The sequence below is a fragment of the Streptomyces sp. NPDC001492 genome, assembly GCF_053597275.1.
The window spans coordinates 192588-212375 of sequence record NZ_JBSFHW010000007.1; the positions used below are offsets into that span (position 1 = coordinate 192588).

17 protein-coding genes and 1 tRNA gene are annotated in these 19788 nt (G+C 71.3%); 11 read left to right on the plus strand and 7 right to left on the minus strand.

Going from position 1 to position 19788, the window contains the following annotated elements; all coding sequences use genetic code 11:
* Positions 1-55 precede the first annotated feature (55 nt).
* Complete coding sequence (locus ACWC1K_RS12070) at positions 56-628, minus strand: NADPH-dependent FMN reductase (RefSeq protein ID WP_450830624.1); 573 nt, start codon at positions 626-628, stop codon at positions 56-58.
* Between the two features lie 212 nt (positions 629-840).
* On the opposite strand from ACWC1K_RS12070, the gene ACWC1K_RS12075 reads away from it, so the two are divergent.
* The 5 genes from ACWC1K_RS12075 to ACWC1K_RS12095 all read left to right on the plus strand — a co-directional run bounded on the left by ACWC1K_RS12075 (position 841) and on the right by ACWC1K_RS12095 (position 5023).
* Entirely contained in the window at positions 841-1812 is a 972-nt protein-coding gene (locus tag ACWC1K_RS12075) for a pseudouridine-5'-phosphate glycosidase (protein ID WP_450830761.1), read from the plus strand.
* On the plus strand, positions 1809-2546 hold the full coding sequence (locus tag ACWC1K_RS12080; RefSeq protein ID WP_450830625.1) for an HAD family hydrolase: 738 nt from the start codon (positions 1809-1811) through the stop codon (positions 2544-2546). The genes ACWC1K_RS12075 and ACWC1K_RS12080 overlap by 4 nt, the downstream gene beginning before the upstream one ends.
* Complete coding sequence (locus tag ACWC1K_RS12085; RefSeq protein WP_450830627.1) at positions 2543-3490, plus strand: EamA family transporter; 948 nt, start codon at positions 2543-2545, stop codon at positions 3488-3490. The genes ACWC1K_RS12080 and ACWC1K_RS12085 overlap by 4 nt, the downstream gene beginning before the upstream one ends.
* Positions 3426-4220, plus strand: a complete 795-nt coding sequence (locus ACWC1K_RS12090) for a cupin domain-containing protein (RefSeq protein WP_450830629.1) — start codon at positions 3426-3428, stop codon at positions 4218-4220. The genes ACWC1K_RS12085 and ACWC1K_RS12090 overlap by 65 nt, the downstream gene beginning before the upstream one ends.
* Before the next feature lie 116 nt (positions 4221-4336).
* Positions 4337-5023: a DsbA family oxidoreductase gene (locus ACWC1K_RS12095; RefSeq protein WP_450830630.1), complete on the plus strand. Its 687-nt coding sequence runs from the start codon at positions 4337-4339 to the stop codon at positions 5021-5023.
* Between the two features lie 225 nt (positions 5024-5248).
* Here the strand turns inward: ACWC1K_RS12095 and ACWC1K_RS12100 are convergent.
* The 3 genes from ACWC1K_RS12100 to ACWC1K_RS12110 all read right to left on the minus strand — a co-directional run bounded on the left by ACWC1K_RS12100 (position 5249) and on the right by ACWC1K_RS12110 (position 8514).
* Positions 5249-5324, minus strand: a tRNA-Arg gene (locus ACWC1K_RS12100).
* Between the two features lie 64 nt (positions 5325-5388).
* Positions 5389-7122: an IclR family transcriptional regulator domain-containing protein gene (locus tag ACWC1K_RS12105; RefSeq protein ID WP_450830632.1), complete on the minus strand. Its 1734-nt coding sequence runs from the start codon at positions 7120-7122 to the stop codon at positions 5389-5391.
* A 105-nt stretch (positions 7123-7227) separates the two neighbouring features.
* Complete coding sequence (locus tag ACWC1K_RS12110; protein WP_450830634.1) at positions 7228-8514, minus strand: M6 family metalloprotease domain-containing protein; 1287 nt, start codon at positions 8512-8514, stop codon at positions 7228-7230.
* Positions 8515-8807: 293 nt separating this feature from the next.
* Here ACWC1K_RS12110 and ACWC1K_RS12115 point away from each other — a divergent pair, with 293 nt between their 5' ends.
* A complete protein-coding gene (locus ACWC1K_RS12115; RefSeq protein ID WP_450830636.1) occupies positions 8808-9467 on the plus strand; it encodes a TetR/AcrR family transcriptional regulator in 660 nt (219 codons plus the stop codon).
* Positions 9468-9613: 146 nt separating this feature from the next.
* Positions 9614-11155, plus strand: coding sequence for an MFS transporter (locus ACWC1K_RS12120; RefSeq protein WP_450830638.1), 1542 nt, complete (start codon positions 9614-9616; stop codon positions 11153-11155).
* A gap of 107 nt (positions 11156-11262) precedes the next feature.
* On the opposite strand, the gene ACWC1K_RS12125 is transcribed toward ACWC1K_RS12120, so the two are convergent.
* Positions 11263-11802 (minus strand): MarR family winged helix-turn-helix transcriptional regulator, encoded by a 540-nt coding sequence (locus tag ACWC1K_RS12125; RefSeq protein ID WP_450830639.1) that lies wholly within the window; start codon positions 11800-11802, stop codon positions 11263-11265.
* Between the two features lie 97 nt (positions 11803-11899).
* Between ACWC1K_RS12125 and ACWC1K_RS12130 the strand changes: the two genes are divergently transcribed.
* Positions 11900-12691, plus strand: coding sequence for a dioxygenase family protein (locus ACWC1K_RS12130; RefSeq protein ID WP_450830641.1), 792 nt, complete (start codon positions 11900-11902; stop codon positions 12689-12691).
* Between the two features lie 21 nt (positions 12692-12712).
* Here the strand turns inward: ACWC1K_RS12130 and ACWC1K_RS12135 are convergent, their stop codons facing one another.
* Positions 12713-13231, minus strand: a complete 519-nt coding sequence (locus ACWC1K_RS12135; protein WP_450830642.1) for an N-acetyltransferase family protein — start codon at positions 13229-13231, stop codon at positions 12713-12715.
* 195 nt (positions 13232-13426) lie between these two features.
* On the opposite strand from ACWC1K_RS12135, the gene ACWC1K_RS12140 reads away from it, so the two are divergent.
* Positions 13427-14425 carry a sigma-70 family RNA polymerase sigma factor gene (locus ACWC1K_RS12140; RefSeq protein WP_450830644.1) on the plus strand — a complete coding sequence of 333 codons (999 nt, stop codon included), beginning with the start codon at positions 13427-13429 and terminating at the stop codon, positions 14423-14425.
* A 483-nt stretch (positions 14426-14908) separates the two neighbouring features.
* Here the strand turns inward: ACWC1K_RS12140 and ACWC1K_RS12145 are convergent, their stop codons facing one another.
* Positions 14909-15874: a helix-turn-helix transcriptional regulator gene (locus ACWC1K_RS12145; protein ID WP_450830646.1), complete on the minus strand. Its 966-nt coding sequence runs from the start codon at positions 15872-15874 to the stop codon at positions 14909-14911.
* A 61-nt stretch (positions 15875-15935) separates the two neighbouring features.
* Here ACWC1K_RS12145 and ACWC1K_RS12150 point away from each other — a divergent pair, with 61 nt between their 5' ends.
* On the plus strand, positions 15936-17501 hold the full coding sequence (locus ACWC1K_RS12150) for an MFS transporter (RefSeq protein ID WP_450830647.1): 1566 nt from the start codon (positions 15936-15938) through the stop codon (positions 17499-17501).
* 416 nt (positions 17502-17917) lie between these two features.
* Complete coding sequence (locus ACWC1K_RS12155; RefSeq protein ID WP_450830649.1) at positions 17918-19732, plus strand: HEXXH motif domain-containing protein; 1815 nt, start codon at positions 17918-17920, stop codon at positions 19730-19732.
* Positions 19733-19788: the final 56 nt, after the last annotated feature.

A 19788-nucleotide genomic window follows, 5' to 3' on the forward strand; every position in this document is an offset into this window, starting at 1 on the left:
CTGGACCCATGGCTCCTGCGGGGGTGCGGAGGTGGCGCCGAGGGCACGTGGAGGGTCAGGCGGCGACGGAGGGCTCGGCCTCACGGGCGGCGGCCAGCGCGGCCCTCAGCAGGCCTTCCAGCGCGTCGAGGGTCGCGGGGTCCTCGAACTCCCCGCCCTCGGTGAGCAGTTCCCCGGCGTTGGCCACCGCGACGGGCGGGTGCTCCACGACCAGCGCTCCGGTGTGCCCCAGGACCTCCACGAGCCCCGGCTGCGCGTCCACTGCCCCGCGCGGACCGGGCGAGGCACTGGTGACGGCCACGATCCGCCCGTCCAGGCAGCTCTCGCCGTACGGCCGCGACAGCCAGTCCAGCGCGTTCTTGAGAACGCCCGGCGCGGCGCCGTTGTACGACGGGGTGCTGATCACCAGGACGTCCGCGGCGGCCACGCGGTTGCGCATCCGCAGCACGGCCTCGGAACCGTTGGCCGCGTCCATGTCCTGGTCGTAGAAGGGCAGTTCCGCCGGATGTACGACGGTGGTACGGACCCCGTCGAAGCGCGCGTCGACGAGACGGCGCAGCGTGGCGACAACCGCGGAGTTGTACGAGCCGTCGCGAATGCTGCCGGACATGAGGACGATCTCGGTCATGGCAGTGACTTCTCCTTCACCTGAGGTTTCCCGGCCAGGCTAGGAGCGCCCGTTCCCGATCCGTTCCCGGTGCCGTACCTGCCGGAACACCGTCCCGGCCCGGGCGTTCCCACCGTGCGGGATCCGATCGGGACGGACACGGGAGCAGGTCCGCGCATCCTCGTCACCGACACCGCGACGAGAGGAGGGACCAGGTGCATCCCCTGGTCGATATGCACAGCGAGGTACGTGAAGCCCTGCACGAAGGGCTGCCGGTGGTCGCCCTCGAGTCCGCCGTCATCGCACACGGCCTTCCCTACCCCGGCAATGTCGAGACCGCCCTCGCCATCGAGAAGGCCGTGCGCGAGGCGGGCGCCGTTCCCGCCACCATCGGGATCGCGGGCGGCCGCTTCTCGGTCGGAATGGACCGCGAGGAGATCGAACGCTTCGCGACGGAGCGTCAGGTCGCGAAGGTGAGCAGCCGGGACATCGGGCCTGTGATCGCCGGCGGCGGCTACGGCGCGACCACCGTCGCCTCCGCCCTGGCCGCCGCCGACCTCGCCGGCATCCCCGTCTTCTCCACCGCGGGAATCGGCGGCGTGCACCGCGGTGCCCCCGAGACCTTCGACATCTCCGCGGACCTGGTCCAGTTCACCCGCAGCAAGGTGGCGGTCGTCTGCGCCGGGGCGAAGAGCATCCTGTGCCTGAAGCTGACCCTGGAGTATCTGGAGACCCTGGGCGTCCCCGTCATCGGCTACCGCTGCGACGACTTCCCGGCCTTCTACTGCCGTTCGAGCGGCCTGCGCAACCCGCAGCGCCTCGACGACATGGCCGCCGTCGCCCGGGCCCTGGAGGCGCACTGGAGCCTCGGGCTGCCGGGCGGAGCCCTGGTCACCACGCCGATCGACGAGGAACACGCGCTCGACCCCGACGAGATCGAGCGGGTGCTGCACCAGGCGCTCGCGGACGCCGAACGCGAGGGGGTGAGCGGGCCGAGGACCACCCCGTACCTGATGAAGGCGCTCTCCCGGGCCACCGGGAGCCGTACCGCCGAGGCCAACCGCGCGGTGCTGATCAGCACCGCCCGACGGGCCGGCGAACTCGCCGTCGCTCTCGCCGACGCGCGCCGCGCCGGTGGCCCGGGGACGCTGTCGAGCGTGCTGACGGGTTCGTCACGCGGCGAGGTCGTGAGGGCGGACCGGTGAACGGGCCACTGCGGGCCGTCGTGTTCGACCTGGACGGCACCCTTGCCGACACCCCGGCGGCCATCCGCCGGCTGCTCGTCCGGGTCTGCGCCGAGCAGGGCCGGACGGTGGCACCCGAGGAGGCCGCGCCCACCGTGGGCATCCCGCTGGAGCAGGCGTTCGGCCGGCTGCTCGGCACGGCACCCGGCGACCCGCGGACCGGCCGCGCCGTGGCGCGGTACCGGGAGCTGTTCGACGCCGAGGTGCTCGGAACGGGTACGCGCCTGCTCCACGCCGGAGTCCCCGAGGGCCTGGCCCGGCTGCGGGAGGCGGGCATCGCGCTGGCCGTCGCCACCGCCAAGGTGTCCCGCAGCGCCCACGCGCTCCTGGACGCCCTGCACATCGGTGCGCACTTCCCCGTGGTCATCGGCCACGACATGGTGAGCCGGGGCAAACCCCACCCGGAGTCGGGTCTGGCCGCGGCGCACGCCCTCGGCATCCCGCCGGACGGCTGCGCGTACGTCGGCGACACCGTGGGCGACATGCGGATGGCCGTAGCGGCCGGCATGCGCCCGGTGGCGGTCACCTACGGCGTCGGCAGCGGGGACGCGTTGGCGGCGGTCCCGGGGACGACGGTGTGCGACACGTTCCCGGACGTGGTGACGCACCTGCTGGAGGCCGTGCCGACGCGCCCCGCACCCGAGGACGGCTCCACCCGGGCGCCCGCCGTGCTCCTGCCGGGCGGTGCCCGGTGAAGACGTACATCACAGACGCCGCGCTGGCCGCGCTCGCACCGTTGGTCTGGGGGAGCACCTATCTGGTCACCACCGAATTCCTGCCCGCGGACCGCCCGTTGCTCGCTGCCACGATCCGCGCCCTGCCGTCCGGGCTGCTGCTGGTCCTCGCGGCCCGCCGCCTGCCGCGGGGGACGTGGATCTGGCGGTCCGCCGTGCTGGGCGTGTGCAACATCGGCGCGTTCTTCGCTCTGCTCTTCGTCGCCGCGTACCACCTCCCCGGCGGTATCGCCGCGCTGATCGGCTCGCTCCAGCCGCTGATCGTCCTGGGGCTCGCCGCCGTGCTGCTGCGCGACCGGGTCCAGGGCCGGCACCTGGTGGCCTGCCTGCTCGGCACGGCGGGCGTGGGCCTGCTGGTCTCGGCGTCCGCCACCACCCTCGACCCCGTGGGGGTCGCCGCCGCGCTGGGCGGGGCCTGCTGCATGGCCCTGGGCATCGTCCTCACCAAACGCTGGGGCCGCCCGCCACGGGTCGGCCTGATGGCCTTCACCGGCTGGCAGCTCACCATGGGCGGGCTGTTCCTGCTGCCGCTCACCCTGCTGGTCGAGGGGCTTCCCGGTCGCGTCACGACCACGAACCTCATGGGGTACGGCTACCTGTGCCTGGTCGGCGCCGTCTTCGCCTACGCCGTCTGGTTCCGCGGCGTCGAACGACTGCCCGCCGTGGCGGTGTCCTTCCTGGGCCTGTTCAGCCCGGTCGTCGCCGCCCTGCTCGGCCTGATCGTGCTCGGACAGCACATGACCCCGCTCCAAGTGGTCGGAGCCGCCGCCGTGCTGGCCGGAATCGTCTTCGCCCAGTTGCCCCCCTCTGCCACCGCACGACTCCACCGAAAGGGAGAATATGAGCACCAAGACCGCCCAGGGCTGTGTCATCAAGGCGGACGAGATGGAGTTCCGTCTGCTTGACGGATGCCGGGTCGCCACTGCGGTCGGCCCCCACCTCGGTGCGCGGATCGTCCGGCTCGACGTGGTGAAGATCCCCGCCGCAGCGGTGTGGCGGCCCCGGTCCTCGGCACACGAGGAGAACGTCGTGGTCGTCTTCGAGGGCTCCGGCTCCGGCGCCTCCGGCACCGCCCGCGGACGCCTCGGCCGTGCCGACACGGTGTACGCGCCGACCGGTGACCCGTACGAGCTGAGCGCCGACGCCGGCGTGGACCTCACGGTGTACGTGTGGAACACCACGCTGCGCCCGGACCGTGCTCCCGGCACCGATCCCCGCCGGTTCTCGCGCCTGTGGAACGAGGAGACCCAGCTGAAGGGCTTCACCGGCACCGGGCAGAGCGAAGCCTCGGCCAGGACCGCCACCATGAACTTCCTGTTCTGGCCGGGCACCGGTTCGCCCCAACTGTGTCTGCACTGCGGCTTCATGGAGCCCGGCGAGTACTTCAACGTCCACGTCCACCCCGACAGCGAGGAGGCCTTCATCGCCTTCGAGGGCAAGGGCCAGCTTCACCTGGACGGTCAGTGGTACGACGCCGAACCCGGCGACGTGCTGTTCGCCCCGCCCGGTGTGCCGCACGGCACCCGCCACCCCGACGAGGATCCCACCGCACCCCGCTTCGCCACCTGCGGTGGTCCCACCCCGTTCGACCCGGTGCTCTACCAGCGCGCCGGTGTCTCGCCGGAGGTCCGGTGATCTTCCGGCACGCGCAGCACATCTGCGACGTCGGCAGCCCGGCCGCGCCCCGCGCTCTCGTGGGCCGAGAGCCGCACGTCCGTCACCACCGCACGGCCCGACGAGGAAAACCTGCCATGAACACCGTGATCGTGTACTCCGACATCGGCTGCCCGTGGGCCTCCCTGGGGCTGTTCAACCTGCGGCGGGCAGCCGCCGAGGAAGGCGTCCGGCTCACCGTCGACCACCGGGCGTTCCCCCTGGAACTCTTCAACTCCCGTCCCACGCCCAAGTGGATCCTCGACCCGGAGATCGCCGCCGTGGCCGAACGCGAACCTGCTCTCGGCTGGACGGGATGGCAGGGGCCGGAGTCCGGATACCCGGTGACCATGCTGCCGGCCATGGAGGCGGTCCAGGCGGTGAAGGCCCAGCCCGGACCCCCCGAGGCGGGCCTGGCCGCCTCCGACCAGCTCGACGCGGCCCTCCGTCACGCCTTCTACGCCGAGTCGCGTTGTATCAGCGTCCACTCCGAGATACTCGCGATCGCCGACGACTGCCCCCTGGTCGACACCGGCCACCTCGACACGGCGCTGCGCCGCGGAACGTGCCGCATCGCCCTTTTCGACCAGTGGGAGGAATCGAAGGCCCCCGAGGTGACCGGCAGCCCGCACTTCTTCCTTCCCGACGGCACCGGCCTGCACAACCCGGGCATCGTCTTCAGCTGGCCGAAGGACGCCCGTCGACCGCTGATCAAGGACTACCGCCCCGCCTTCTGGAGATCCCTGGTCCGGTCCCTGCCCGCCCACACGACCACGCCGCACTGACCAGGGTTCGGGCCCCGGGCCGGCTCCGGTGGTGCCCGCCGGGACGGGGTTGTGGTGACGGCCGCGCGGCCCTCCTGGAGGGCGAGGGTTCATCCCCGGGTTGCGGGTGGGCAGGGACTGGGACGTGGCGATCCGCCCGCTCACGCAAACGGCCCCGGACGAGAAGTCCGAGGCCGAGCAGGAGCCCTCCCTGGGGGACAAACCCCAGGTCGGAGCGGCAATGCATGGTGCCCCCGGCAGGATTCGAACCTGCGACACCCGCTTTAGGAGAGCGGTGCTCTATCCCCTGAGCTACGAAGGCGGAGTCGTGGCCGTGGAGGCCACTGGCGTCAGCGTACCGGATCTGTTCGGGCGGGGTGTGGGGGTCAGGTCGTCGGGACCCGGGTGAAGCGGCCTGCCACGTGGAGGTCCTGCTCGATGCGGGCCGCCGTGGCGCGGAGGTGGGGCAGGATGTCGCGCTCGCACTCCTCGGGCGTGTGGCGGGCCGCGTGCATGGCCACGTTCAGGGCGGCGACCGCTCGGCCCGTGCGGTCGCGGACCGGGACCGCGATGGAGCGGAGGCCTTCTTCCAGTTCCTCGTCCACCAGGGCGTGGCCCTGGGCGCGGATCTCGGTGAGGAGGCGGGTCAGGGCCTCCGGGTCGGTCAGGGTGCGGGGGGTCAGGGGGCGGAGAGGGAGGGGGAGAGGGCGGTCGGACGGGGGGAGGTCCGCGAGGAGGACGCGGCCCATGGACGTGGCGTAGGCCGGTAGTCGGGTGCCCACCGTGATGTTCACGCTCATGATGCGGCTCGTGGCGACGCGGGCCGTGTACTGGATGTCGTCGCCCGACAGCACGGCCAGGGACGTCGACTCGTGGACCCTCTGGGCGAGTTCGGCCATGTGCGGGGCCGCGATCTCGGGGAGGGACGTGCGGGAGAGGGGCGGGAAGCCGAGGGACAGGACGCGCGGGGTCAGGGTGAAGGTGCGGGCCTGTGCCTGGACCAGGCCCAGGTGTTCGTAGGTGATCAGGGCCCGGCGGGCCGTGGCGCGGGCCAGGCCCGTTGCCTTGGCCACCTCCGTCAGGGTCAGGGCGGCGCGGCCCTCGCCGAAGGCCGTCAGGACCGTCAGGCCGCGGGCCAGGGACTCGACGAACTCCCGGCCGAGTTCCTGTTTCGAGGCGCCGGTCCAGGTCGCGAGGCCGGAGGGCGCGGCGGACGGCTGGGGCGGTGGTACCTCGCGCAGGTCGTCCTCCATCGCCCGTACTGCCGCCCGCAGCCGGGGGAGCAGCGTGTCGCGCAGGTCCGCGGCGGTGTGCCGGCTGGTGTGGCTCACCACGTTGGCCGCGCAGGCGATCCGGCCGGTGTGCGGGTCCCGTACGGGGACGGACACCGCGACCAGGCCCGGTTCGATCAACTGGTCGTCCAAGGCCCAGCCGTTCGCGGCCGATTCGGCCACCCGTTGCTCGAAGTCCTCGCCGGTGGTCGGGTGCTGGGGTGGGGGTACGGCCGGGAAGAGCGTCCCGTCCCGGTCCGCTGCCCTGCGCTGCCGCCATTCCCGCCAGTCGCTCTGCGTCCACTCCGTCGCGAACAGGGGACCCGGCGCGGTGCGTTCCGCCGGCAGCAGGTCGCCGATGCGGAAGCTCAGGGACATCGCGCGGCGGCGGGTGGCCTGGTGGATGAAGCGGATGCCGTCGCGGTCGGCGACCGCCAGGGACACGGACTCGTCCAGTTCGTCGGCGAGGGCGTCGGCGCGTGCGTCCAGCAGGGCGGGCAGGCGCAGGGCGGAGAGGTAGGCGTTGCCCAGTTCCATCAGGCGGGGGGTCAGGATCACGTCCCGGCCGTCGAGGCGGACGTATCCCATCCGGGCGAGGGTGGCGGTGATCCGGTCGACCGTGGAGCGGGCGAGGCCCGTGGCCCGTTCCAGGGCGCTCGGGCTCAGCGTTCCGCCGGCCTCGGTCAGCCGCCTCAGCACGGCGACCCCGCGGACGAGCGGCGCGACCGCCTCGGCCGGTACGCCGGACGAGCCGTCCGACACGGCGGCAGCAGCGGCCGGTACGGCGGACGACGCGGCCCGTACGGCGGGAGAAGCGGCGTCGGCGTCCATCGTGGGCTTCGCGGGCATCGGGTCTCCGGTACGGCGGTCGGGGCATGCCTACCGTAATGCGGAGACCCGGCACCTTGACGGCGGCCGTCCCCCCCGGCGTCCCACCGGTCCGGTGCGGGCCGCTCACCGCCGGGTCACCAGCACCCGGTAGCTGCGCGCGCTTGCGGAGCCGTCCGCTCCCGCCACCGTGATCCGGATCCCGCGCTTCGGGTCCTTGAAGACCTCGCCGGGGGTGAAGGGCGCGTCCGAGAGTTCCGCGTGGACGTTGGGGCTGCGCGTGCAGCCGCCGCTGTCGCGCCGGGCGTCGTAGACCTTCACCGGTCCCATGCCGGTGTCGACGTCCGCGTCGACCTTGTAGATCAATACGCCCGGGCGGCACACGGCCTCGTCGTTGCCCGCGCGGACGCGTACCTCCAAGGCGTACCCGGTGCGACTGCTGAGCGGCACGAAGACCAGCTTCGGGCCGCCCGCGCGCTCCAGCGGCGTCAGCGTGTGCTCCGTGGTGCCGTGCCGGGAGGCGCAGCTGACCTGGGACGGGTCCAGCCAGCCCAGCTTCCACTTGTGCCAGCCGAGCAGGTCGTTGTTGGCCCCCCAGTCCTCGCTCATGATGTCCCAGTGGCCGACGGCGCCGCCGCCCGCCTGGGTGTACAGGTCGGGCAGGCCGAAGACATGGCCGTTCTCGTGCGGCAGCACCCGGTAGCCGGTCCTGCCGTAGGAGCCGGAGCCGTCGTCCTGGCGGGAGTAGACGAAGGAGGCGTTGGCGACGGGGACGCCGTCGGCGACCGGGGCCTCGGTGTTGCCGGCGAAGGTCACGGACAGGACCGTGTCCAGGGCGGACGGGCCGGCGTTCGGCGTCACCAGCACGTTCAGGAAGTCGTACTCCTGGAAGTTCACCTTGGGGTCGGCGGCGCTGACGATGTCCTGGACGAGCTCGCGGTAGCCGGAGTCGAAGGGGGCGCCGCGCTCTATGCCGTAGGCCTTGAACGGCTTCGGCATGCGCAGCCAGTGCGGGATCGGGGTCTCGGGGCGGTAGTCCAGCCGGCCGTAGGAGGCGGTGCGGAACCACTGGCGGGTCTTCGGGAAGAACTCGCGGAAGCGGTCGAGGGCGTTTCCGGTGCCGGGTGCGTCGGAGAAGTCGACCATCAGGGTCAGGGCGTGGACGGTGCCCGTGGAGCGGGAGTAGCCGGTGCCGGTGGGGACGCCCTCCGACAGCTGGATGGCGTGACCGCCTCTGATCATGCAGGGGCTCAGTACGGCGCTGCGGGCAGGCGCGATCGGGCCCGCCCCGGCCGTCGTGGAGGGCGCCGTCGGATGTCCGGTGCCGGCCGAGGTGCTGACCGCGAAGGTCAGGGCGGTCACACAGGCGAGGGCGGCCGCACGGCGTGGACGTATCCGACGGCAGAGCTGCATGCACGCGTCCTTCGTCCATGGCAGCCGGCGGCATCGGACTGCGCCCTTTCGATCACCCTGATCGGGGGGCTGCGCGGGCGCGCGCTGGAGGAGCCCGAACGTGGGGTTTCACCGAGAGAGTGGTGTGACTCAGGTCACATTAAATCTCTCCGTCAACCTGAAATAAGCGGGGAGCGTCTCCCCGTTTAGTCAGGTGTCCGAGCGAAACGGGGAGTGCTTCCCCGGATCGCAGCGCCACCGGCCGCCCGCAGTAGCACCTACTGCTCGCAGCACCACTCACCGAGGAGCACACCGTGACCGCCACGACGACCGCGAAGGCCCCGCAGCGCAAGGTGACCCGGCCGCGCGCCGACGCCCTGCGCAACCGGGAGCGGATCGTCGCCGCCGCCCGCGAGATGTTCACCGAGTTCGGCCCCGAGGTGCCGCTCGACGAGATCGCCCGCCGGGCCGGCGTGGGCAATGCCACGGTGTACCGCAACTTCCCCGACCGCGACGCACTCGTCCGCGAGGTCGTCTGCTCCGTCATGGACCGGACGTCGGAAGCGGCCGAGCTCGCGCTCGCCGAGACCGGGGACGCCTTCGAGGCACTCGAGCGCTTTGTGCACACCGCCGCCGACGAGCGGATCAGCGCGCTGTGCCCGATGGTCCAGAGCACCTTCGACCAGAACCATCCCGATCTCGAAGCGGCCCGTCGGCGGGTCGAGCAGACCGTCAACGAGCTGATGGACCGCGCCAAGGAGGCCGGCCAGCTCCGCCCCGACGTTGCCGTCGGGGACCTCATGATCGTGGTGGCGCAGCTCAGCCGGCCCCCGGCCGGCACCGACTGCTTCGTCAACGACCGCTTCGTACACCGCCATCTGCGGCTGTTCCTGGACGGACTGCGGGCCCCGGCCCGCTCGGTCCTGCCGGGCACACCCGTGACCGTGGAGGATCTGCGCCGGCCCTGCGATTAGTTCCGCACCGCAAGCCAGTCACTACACCGAACATCCGACACCGAGTTACCGACTTACCGAATCACCGGCCGTCGCCGGAAGCCCGTAGACGAGCCGTCCCCGTAAGACGCCTTTTTCCGTCACGAAGTCCCGAAGTGGGTACCCCCATGTCTGCAACAGCCTCAAAGGCTCCAGGCGCCGTCGAGAACACCGGCGACGCCAACCGCTGGAAAGCGCTCGTCTTCATAGCGCTCGCCCAGCTGATGGTCGTGCTCGACGCGACCATCGTGAACATCGCCCTGCCCTCCGCCCAGACCGACCTGGGCATCTCGGACGGCAACCGGCAGTGGGTCGTCACGGCCTACGCCCTCGCCTTCGGCGGTCTGCTCCTGTTCGGCGGCCGGATCGCCGACCTGTGGGGCCGCAAGCGCGCCTTCGTCGTCGGTCTGGTCGGCTTCGCCGCCGCCTCCGCGCTCGGCGGTGCGGCGACCACCGGCGCCATGATGTTCGGCGCCCGCGCCCTCCAGGGAGTCTTCGGCGCCCTGCTCGCGCCCGCCGCGCTCTCCCTGCTCGCCGTGATGTTCACGGACGCCAAGGAGCGCGCCAAGGCGTTCGGCATCTACGGTGCGATCGCCGGTGGTGGTGGCGCCGTCGGCTTCATCCTCGGTGGCGTGCTCACCGAGTACATGGACTGGCGCTGGACGTTCTTCGTGAACATCCCGTTCGCCATCGTGGCCGCGCTGGGCGCGTACTTCGTCATCCGTGAGCCGGAGGGCGGCCGCAACCGCAACCCGCTCGACATCCCGGGCGTGCTGCTCTCCACCGCCGGCCTGGTGTCGCTGGTCTACGGCTTCACCCGCGCCGAGTCCGACGGCTGGGGCGACACCACGACCGTCTCCCTGTTCGTCGCGTCGGCCGTCCTGCTGATCGCGTTCGTCGTCACCGAGGCCAGGGTCAAGGCCCCGCTGCTGCCCCTGCGCGTGGTCACCGACCGCAACCGCGGCGGCATCTACCTCTCGCTCGGCATCGCCATCATCGCGATGTTCGGCACGTTCCTGTTCCTGACCTACTACCTGCAGGTCATCAAGGGCTACTCGCCCATCAAGACGGGCTTCGCCTTCCTGCCGATGATCGCGGGCATGATGGTCGGCTCGACCCAGATCGGCACCCGTCTGATGACCCGGGTCCCGGCCCGGGCGCTGATGGGCCCCGGCTTCCTGGTCGCGGCCGGCGGCATGCTCTTCCTGACCCAGCTGGAGATCGGCTCGTCGTACGCCTCGGTGGTGCTGCCGTCGATGCTGCTGCTCGGTCTCGGCATGGGTACGGCGTTCATGCCCGCCATGTCCCTGGCCACCCTGGGCGTCGAGCCCCGTGACGCCGGTGTCGCCTCCGCGATGGTCAACACCTCGCAGCAGGTGGGCGGCGCGATCGGTACGGCCCTGCTGAACACGATCGCCGCCTCCGCGACGACCTCGTACATCAAGGACCACATCGCCGGTGCGACCTCCAAGTCGCAGGCGCAGCTGGTCCAGATGCAGGGTGCGGTGCACGGCTACACCAACGCGATCTGGTTCGCCGTCGGCATGCTGGTGCTCGCCGCCGCGATCGTCGTGACCTTCGTGAACGCCGGCCGCCCGGGTTCGACGACGGTGTCGTCCTCCGAGGACGGCGTCGAGGACGAGCTGACCGTCCCGGTGGTCGCCCACTGACGGCGGCCGTCCGGCGGTACCCCCTTCGGAACCATCCGTACGCGAGAGGAAGGGGACGCCTCTCGCGTACGACCCCGGCACCTGCCCTGGTCTGCTGAGTGAGCGGCTCAGCGGAGCCAGGGCAGGTCCGCGCCCGCATCGCCGGGCTGGAGGCCCTCGGCGACGATCTCCATGATCTCGCCGAGGGCCTCCTGCTGCTGCGGGGTGAGCCGCTCGAACACGGCCTGCCGTACGGCCGTCACATGGCCCGGCGCGGTCCGCTCCAGTACCTCGGCGCCCGCGTCCGTCAGCACCGCGAACTGCCCGCGCTTGTCGGAGGGGCAGTCCTCGCGCCGCACCCAGCCGTTCTTCTCCAGCCGCGCGATCGCGTGCGAGAGACGGGAGCGGGTGATCTTCGACTTCATGGCCAGTTCGGTCATCCGCAGCCGCCGGAGCGGGGCCTCGGCGAGGCCGACCAGCAGCCCGTAATAGATGTGCGGCATACCCGCGTCCCGCTGCAACTGGCGGTCGAGGTGATCCTCGAGAAGCATGGTGGCATGCAGGTAGGAGCGCCAGATGCGCTGCTCGTCGGCGGTGAGCCAGCGAGTCTGCTCGGCGGGTTTCGCCGCTGCGGATGCTTCGTCAGCGGATGTGGGTGCCGTATTCATGTATCCATCGTACGAGAGCGCTCCTTGAATCTTAAACAATTGGGGCGTATGCTCGGAAGCAGGGAGTTTGAGAGTTCAAGCATTGGGAGTCGCCGCCATGTCCGCCGCCACGCAGGAGCGCATGCCCGCCCTCTATCTCAGCCACGGTGCGCCGCCGCTCGCGGACGACCCGATCTGGCCCGGCGAACTCGCCGCCTGGTCCGCCGACCTGCCGCGCCCCAAGGCGATCCTCATGGTCTCCGCCCACTGGGAGGAGGCCCCGCTCGCGCTGGGCGCGGTGCGGACGATCCCGCTCGTCTACGACTTCTGGGGCTTCCCCGAGCACTACTACCAGGTGACGTACGAGGCCCCCGGCGCTCCCGAACTCGCCGAGTCCGTACGGAAGTTGCTGCGCGCCCCCGGCATACCCGTGCAGGACATCCCCGACCGCGGCCTCGACCACGGTGCCTATGTCCCGCTCGTCGAGATGTTCCCGGCCGCCGACATCCCGGTCCTGCAGATCTCGATGCCCACGCTCGACCCGGTGAAGCTGATGGAGATCGGCCGCAAACTGGCGCCGCTGCGCGACGAGGGCGTCCTGATCGTCGGCTCCGGCTTCTTCACCCACAACCTGGCCGCGCTGCGCCACACGGGCGGGGGAGTGCCGACCTGGTCCTCGGAGTTCGACGACTGGGGCCGCAAGGCGCTGGAAGCGCGGGACTGGGACGGCCTGCTGGACTTCCTCCACAAGGCCCCGGCCGGCCGCTACGCGCACCCGCGCACCGAGCACTTCGCCCCGCTGTTCGTGACCATGGGCGCGGCGGACGTCACCGGCGAGCTGGACGCGCAGAAGTCCGTGATCGACGGCTTCTGGATGGGGATGGCGAAGCGGTCGGTGCAGTTCGGCTGAGGCCTCAGGGCCCCTGCGGGCCTACAGCTCCTTCTCGTACCAGGCGACGTCCCAGTACCTGCCGAACTTCCGGCCCACCTCCCGGTAGGTGCCGACGTAGCGGAACCCGAAGCGTTCATGCAGTCGCGTGGACGCTTCGTTGGGCTGTGCGATGCCCGCGTAGGCGCGGTGCAGGTCCTCGTCCGCGAGGGCCTCGAAGAGCGCCTTGTACAGGAGCGTGCCGATGCCGCGGCGGCCCGCGTGCGGGGCCACGTACACCGTGACCTCGACCGACGTCTCGTAGGCTGGTTTCATGCGGTAAGGGCTGGATGTGGCGTAGCCCAGAATTTCCTGTGTGTCCGCATCCATGGCAACCATCAGCCGGTGCGGCCCGTCTACAGGGTGGGAGAGCAGCCAAGGACGCCGCTCCTCCGGAGTGAAGACGGTGGTATCGAATGTGATGGGCGTCTCACGTACATAGTGGTTGTAGATGTCGGTGAGAGCGTCGAGGTCCTCCTCGGCTCCCGGCCTGACCTGCACCTCTGTACGCTCCGACGCCATCTGGCCTCCCTCTGTGGCCGGACAGGGTACTGCATGATCAGAAAAATCGGGGGGCGGGTTGGGAATTCTGTCCGGATTCCAGTCGTTGTTTCCATCGGATGCAGGGCACCCGACCAAAGTGCTCAGCGGCACTCGAAGGCGAGTGCCCGGCGTCTGAGAGACCACCCGCCAGCCCACCATCGCAAGGGAGCACGCATGGCAACCCGTGCCGTCGCCCGTCGTAAGTCCGCCTCTGGCGAGACGGCCGACAGGGCAAGCAGTGTTCGCGCCCACGCCGGCGAGATCGCCGACCGTGACCTGGTCGGCATGTACCTCGACGAGATCGCGCGCACACCGCTGCTCGACGCCGCCAAGGAGGTCGAGCTGTCCCAGATCATCGAGGCGGGTGTGTTCGCGCGACAGGTTCTCGACGGGTACGAGGAGTCCAAGGCCGAGGCCACGCGCGAGGAGCTCGAGGCCCTGGTGGCCGAGGCCGAGCGCGCCAAGGACATCTTCATCCGCTCCAACCTCCGCCTGGTCGTGGCCGTGGCGCGCCGTTACCCCCGTAGCGGCCTGCCCCTGCTCGACCTGATCCAGGAGGGCAACGCCGGTCTGGTGCGCGCGGTCGAGAAGTTCGACTACCGCAAGGGCTTCAAGTTCTCGACGTATGCGACCTGGTGGATCCGCCAGGCGATCACCCGCTCGATAGCGGACCAGTCGCGCACCATCCGCCTGCCCGTCCACCTGGTGGAGGAGCTGGGCCGGATCCGCCGTGTGCAGCGCGAGTTCAACCGCGAGCACGGCCGCGACCCGGAGCCCGCGGAGATCGCCGCCGAGCTCGGCTCGAACGCGGACCGTGTGATCGACGTCCTGGACTGGGCCCGCGACCCGGTCTCGCTGAACATGTCGGTGGACGACGACGGCGACACGCAGTTCGGCGACCTGCTCGAGGACACCTCCGCGGTCTCCCCCGAGCAGTCCGTCCTCACCCTGCTGCGCAGCGAGGAACTCGACCACCTCATCGGCCGCCTCGACCCGCGCACGGCGTCCATCATCAAGATGCGCTACGGCATCGAGGACGGCCGCGAGCGCACGCTGACGGAGGTCGGCAAGGAGCACGGTCTGACCCGCGAGCGGATCCGGCAGATCGAGAAGCACGCCCTGCTGGAGCTGAAGAAGCTGGCACGCGACACGGGCTTCGAGGCGGCGGCCTGAGGCTCGGTCACAGGGCGCGTACGGCACCCGGTGAGCGCCGGGTGGCGTACGCGCCGGTGGCCGCGCACGCCGGGTGGCGAAAGACCGCGCAAACATGGCGGTTCAACGCCGCTTCAACCGTCAGAACGCAGGGAACAAGACTTCAGGGCACAGGAGTTCGGCGGCATCATCCCGCCCCCTGAACGACCGGACCACGGCAACCACCGGACCACGTCCCGACGCACATCCCCCCCGGCGGCGGGACTTTCCTGAGCCGGGCTTCGGCGCCCCTCCCCCCGGGCGCCGGGGCCCGGCTCTCTTTCGGGCGGGCCGGGATCTCGCCGGAACACACATGACGGCGGGTCACCCCAGACCTGAACACTGGGGTGGCCCGCCGTCACGTGTGCCCAACGTCCTCCGGACGCTGGTCAAACGGGCCGTGCGACCCGATTGCGCGTGACACTCTGCCATAGGATCGTCACGTTTCGCTAACGTGCCCCTGCGTCACCCACCCCCGGCCCGCACCAGCCGTCCGCCCAACTCCCGTACGCTCTCCACCAGTTCGGTCGGTTCCCGGACCGTGAACTCGTAGCCCACCAGGGCCAGTCGGACCGCGAGCCAGTCCGCCGCGTCGCCGGTCCGGGCCCGCAGACGGCAGGTGTGGGCGTCGATCGGTTCCGGTGTGCCCAGCCAGGACGGGATGCGGGTCGCGACGGTTTCCGCGGGGGCCGCGAAGGTGACCTCGAAGTCGTACGACTCCTGGTGTCGTTGCATCGAGCGGCGCAGGTATTCCGCCGCGTTTCCCGTCGGCAGCTCCCGCGGGGCGAACCGGGCGCCGGTTGCGAAGGGGTCGCTCACGCGGTCGACGCGGAACGTCCGCCAGTCGGCGCGGTCGAGGTCGTAGGCGACGAGGTACCAGCGGCGGCCGGTCGAGACGAGGCGGTACGGCTCCGTCAGGCGTCGTGACTCGGTGCCGTCGCCGGCGCGGTAGGCGAAGCGCAGGCGCTCGTGCCCGGCCACCGTGGACGCCATGACGGTCAGCGTCTCGGGTGCGATGCTCGCCCCGTCCCCGCTGGTCAGCGGCGTGGTGGCGGCCTGGAGCGTGGAGACACGGTGGCGCAGGCGGGAGGGCAGCACCTGTTCCAGCTTCGCGAGGGCCCGTACGGAGGCCTCGTCCACGCCCTCCAGGGCGTGCCCGGCGCCCGCCCGCAGCCCGACCGCGATCGCCACGGCCTCCTCGTCGTCGAGCACCAGCGGCGGCATCGCCTTCCCCGCGACCAGGCGGTAGCCGCCCTCGGCACCCAGGGTCGCCTGCACCGGATAGCCGAGCTCGCGCAGCCGGTCGATGTCCCGCCGCACCGTGCGCCGCGACACGCCCAGCCGCTCGGCGAGCTCGCCGCCGGGCCATTCCCGGGGAGTCTGGAGGAGGGAGAGGAGTTGGAGGAGTCGGGCCGGGGTGTCCGTCGTCATGGTGAGAGCATGCCGCAGAAGTAGGACACGATCTGACCTAATGGGGGTCTAGCTTCGGGGTATGACCTCCACCGAGATCCCTCCCGTCTCCACGGGCACCCTGGGTGCCCCGCCCGCCGCGGGCGACCGCAGGCGCTGGCTCGCCCTCGCCATCGTGATGACCGCGGCCTTCATGGACCTCGTCGACGTCACGATCGTCAACATCGCCATCCCGTCGATCCAGCGGGACGCCGGCGCCTCCGTCAGCCAGATCCAGTGGATCACCGCGGGCTACGCCCTCGCCTTCGCCGCGGGGCTGATCACCGGCGGACGGCTCGGCGACATCCACGGCCGCAAGCGGCTGTTCCTCGTCGGCATCGGCGGGTTCACCCTCGCCTCCGCGCTGTGCGGCTTCGCCGCGAACCCGGAGATGCTGGTCGCCTCCCGGATCCTCCAGGGCGCCATGGCGGCGATGATGGTGCCGCAGGTCCTGTCGATCGTGCACGCCACCTTCCCGGCGCACGAGCGGGGCAAGGTGTTCGGTCTGTTCGGCGCGATCGTGGGGCTCGGGGCCGTCTCGGGCCCGCTGCTCGGCGCGCTGCTGACCGAGTGGAACCTGTGGGGTCTGGAATGGCGGCCGATCTTCCTCATCAACCTCCCGGTCGGCATCGCGGGCCTGCTCCTCGGCAGCCGCTTCATCACCGAGTCGAAGGCACCGCGGGCGCTGAAGCTGGACCTGGTCGGAGTAGCGCTCGTCACCCTCGGTCTGACGATGCTGCTCTACCCGCTGACCCGCGGCCGTGAGCTGCACTGGCCGCTGTGGGGGTACGCCTCCATGGCCGGTGCGCTGGTGGTCTTCGCGGTGCTGGTGGCGTACGAGAGGCGCAAGGCCGTACGGGACGGGTCTCCGCTGGTGGAGCTGTCGCTGTTCCGGGTGAAGAGCTTCGCAGCCGGTATCGCCGTGCAGACCGTCTTCGGGATCGCGCTCGGGGTGTTCTTCCTGGTGTGGACGCTGTACATGCAGACCGGCCTGGGCTGGAGCCCGCTGCGGGCGGGGCTGACCGGGGTGCCGTTCTCGATCTCCGTCTCCACCGCGGCCGGCCTGTCCGTGCAGAAGCTGGTGCCGCGCTTCGGCCGCAAGGTGCTCCAAGCGGGCGCGCTGCTCATGGCCGCGGGCGTCCTGCTCTACATCTGGGAGTCCGGCCGCTACGGCCTCGCCATCGCCTCCTGGCAGATGGCGCTGCCCCTGATCGTGATGGGCGTCGGCATGGGCCTGATCGTCGCCCCGCTGACCGACGCGGTGCTCTCGGACGTGCCGCGCGAGCACGCCGGCTCGGCGTCGGGGCTCATCAACACCGTGCAGCAGATGGGGAACGCGCTGGGGCTCGGGCTGGTCTCGGTGGTGTTCTTCGGGGAGATCGGCGACCGGCTGACGCGGTCCGAGGTGGGCCCGGCGTTCGTGAACGCCTTCCAGCATGCGCTGGGGTGGGTCGCCGCGGTGATGGGGGCCATCTTCGTATTGATGTTCGCCCTGCCGAAGCGGGCCGGGGAGGCGGGGGAGCCGGCGGAGCAGGCCGAGACGGCCGAACCGCACGTCGGGAGCGCACCGGAGGCCGCCCCGCAGGAGAATCTCGCTCCTGTCAGGTAGCGCACCTGACACCCTGTCCCTAGAGTCTTTGCAGGGGCAGGGTGTTGTGTAGGAGGGTGTCCTCGACACGTGTTCATCCGGGAAGCGACGGGACGTCATGGCATCGAGGAATCAGGCCACTCCATCCGAGGCGGCAGCGTCGGAGACGGCCATGTCCAGCTGGCTTCCCGACCTCTCGGGGCTTTCTCTGGGAGAGCTCAGCAGCCTGGACAGCATGGTTCTGGAATCCTCCGTCAGGCATCTGAGGCGCTGCGTCAACCAACCGCTTTCCACCATCGGTGGCAGCAGCGGTAGCTAGTTGCCGCCCCGTCCTGCAGGAGTCCCCGAAATAATGGGCAACACGGTCTCCGTGCAGGACCCGACCGGTTAAATTTCACGGCACGTCACCCCCGGCCGGGAACGAGGAAGTCGTGCCCATGCACCATCACCAGCTCTCCGTGTCCGTCCTGCGGTCCCTGCTGGCCACCACCGAGGACGACACCGCGGTCGCCGTGCTCCTGGACGTGGAGTACAGCCGCCGGCTGCTCCTCATGCGGGGAATCCTGGACTCCTGCGCCGGTACCCCCGAGGCCGAGGCCGCCGGGGTCGGGGAGGCCTGGCGGCTGCTGGAGAGCGTCGAGAAGCGGGCCCCCGAGGCCGTTCGCGCCGTACTGCTCGATCCGCAGGTCGGCCTGTGGGCGGCCGCCCTGTTCCGGCGGCTGTCACGGACCGACCGGGACGAGAGCGCGCAGGACGTGCCGCTCTGGGTGGAGCTGGGTTTCCTCGCCCAGTTCGCGGCCACCGTGTCGATCATGGCGGGCGCCCCCTTCCGGATGCGGGTCCCGGTGCGGGAGGGAACTGTCTTCCTGCCGTGCCTGGGGCGTGCGCGCCTGGACACCGCCGAGCGCTGGGGGACGGCCGAGGTCCGGGCGCGGGACGGCGTGGTCAGCATCGCCGGGGACGGTACGGCGGTGACGCTGCCGGAGGATCCCGAACGCGAGGTCCCCGGCTGGCAGGGGCTGCGCCGGCTGCGCGCCACGGCCGAGGGCCTGACCCTCACGCTCGCCATCGACGACCTCGGCCCGTACCCGGCGGTCACCGGGCTGGCCGCCTCCCGGCGGCTGGCACCCGAGCAGTTCGCCGACTGGCAGCGCTGGATCTCCGCCATGTGGCCCCTTCTCGTGGCCGACCACCGGGCCGACGCCCGCGCGCTCTCCGCCGGGCTGCTGTCCCTCGTCCCGCTGCCCCACCGGGAACGCCTGCGCGGGCGCACGGCCTCGTCCAGCGACGCCTTCGGCTGCGTACTGCTGACGGAACCCGACGAGGACACGGCGGTGCTGCCGGCCCAGCTCGGTGTGGCCCTCATCCATGAGTTCCGGCACACCCTGCTCAACGGCCTCATCTTCCTCGCCCCGCTCTTCGAGGACTGCGGCGACCTGTTCTACGCCCCCTGGCGGGACGATCCGCGTCCACTGGGCGGGCTGGTGCACGGGGCGTACGCCTTTTCGGGGGTGGCGCGGTACTGGCGTGCGCGCGGGGAGGAGGGCCTCGCGGGCTTCGAGTTCGCGCTGTTGCGGGACGCCCTGGACCAGGTGCTCGCCACCCTGCGGGACCACCCCTTGCTGACCCCGCTCGGGCGCCGGCTCTGCGAGGCGCTCACGGAGCAGACCGAGCCCTGGCGCGCGGAGCCGGTGGGTGAGCACGAGCGGAACCTTGCCCGGCTGGCGTCCGCCCACCACCACGCGACCTGGCGGGCCCACCACCTGCACACCCCCAAGGCCTATGCGCAGGCGCTGGCGCAGGCATGGCAGCACGGCCACCGGGAGGCCGTCGACGTCGCGGGCACCCCGCTGGGGCCGGCGCCGCAGCCCGAACTGCACACGGACCCCGGCGCCTGCCGGCTGGACACCCTGGCGCTGCTGTCCCGCCTCAGCCTCGTCGACCCCGCGGAGTACGCGAGACTGCTCGCCGACGACGATCCCGCCGCCCAGGTCCCCGGCGCCGCCGCGGCCGACCTGGCCCTGGTGGCAGGCGACGCGAAGACCGCGGTGGAGCTCTACGCCGAGGAACTGGCGGTCCCCGGAGCCAGACCAGCGGCCTGGGCAGGCCTGGGCCTGGCGCTCACCGAGACGGGCGAGCAGGCTGCCGGTGCCGCCCTGACCAACAGCCCCGAACTGGCCGTAGCAGTAAGCCGTTTGTTGCCGGAACCACCGGATCCGGTAGCACTGGCGCAGTGGCTGGCGCCCCTTTAGGGGCGCGGGGCTGTATCGATGTGCGGCTCCGCCGCGTGGGCGCGACCAGCCCCCAC

Excerpts from the sequence above, each read along its gene's own strand:
- ACWC1K_RS12150 (WP_450830647.1), top strand. The coding sequence starts at position 15,936 with ATGACCTCCACCGAGATCCCTCCCGTCTCCACGGGCACCCTGGGTGCC.
- ACWC1K_RS12135 (WP_450830642.1), bottom strand. The coding sequence starts at position 13,231 with ATGGCGTCGGAGCGTACAGAGGTGCAGGTCAGGCCGGGAGCCGAGGAG.
- ACWC1K_RS12140 (WP_450830644.1), top strand. The coding sequence starts at position 13,427 with ATGGCAACCCGTGCCGTCGCCCGTCGTAAGTCCGCCTCTGGCGAGACG.
- ACWC1K_RS12105 (WP_450830632.1), bottom strand. The coding sequence starts at position 7,122 with ATGCCCGCGAAGCCCACGATGGACGCCGACGCCGCTTCTCCCGCCGTA.
- ACWC1K_RS12070 (WP_450830624.1), bottom strand. The coding sequence starts at position 628 with ATGACCGAGATCGTCCTCATGTCCGGCAGCATTCGCGACGGCTCGTAC.
- ACWC1K_RS12120 (WP_450830638.1), top strand. The coding sequence starts at position 9,614 with ATGTCTGCAACAGCCTCAAAGGCTCCAGGCGCCGTCGAGAACACCGGC.
- ACWC1K_RS12145 (WP_450830646.1), bottom strand. The coding sequence starts at position 15,874 with ATGACGACGGACACCCCGGCCCGACTCCTCCAACTCCTCTCCCTCCTC.
- ACWC1K_RS12125 (WP_450830639.1), bottom strand. The coding sequence starts at position 11,802 with ATGAATACGGCACCCACATCCGCTGACGAAGCATCCGCAGCGGCGAAA.
- ACWC1K_RS12155 (WP_450830649.1), top strand. The coding sequence starts at position 17,918 with ATGCACCATCACCAGCTCTCCGTGTCCGTCCTGCGGTCCCTGCTGGCC.
- ACWC1K_RS12090 (WP_450830629.1), top strand. The coding sequence starts at position 3,426 with ATGAGCACCAAGACCGCCCAGGGCTGTGTCATCAAGGCGGACGAGATG.
- ACWC1K_RS12110 (WP_450830634.1), bottom strand. The coding sequence starts at position 8,514 with ATGCAGCTCTGCCGTCGGATACGTCCACGCCGTGCGGCCGCCCTCGCC.
- ACWC1K_RS12130 (WP_450830641.1), top strand. The coding sequence starts at position 11,900 with ATGTCCGCCGCCACGCAGGAGCGCATGCCCGCCCTCTATCTCAGCCAC.
- ACWC1K_RS12075 (WP_450830761.1), top strand. The coding sequence starts at position 841 with ATGCACAGCGAGGTACGTGAAGCCCTGCACGAAGGGCTGCCGGTGGTC.
- ACWC1K_RS12095 (WP_450830630.1), top strand. The coding sequence starts at position 4,337 with ATGAACACCGTGATCGTGTACTCCGACATCGGCTGCCCGTGGGCCTCC.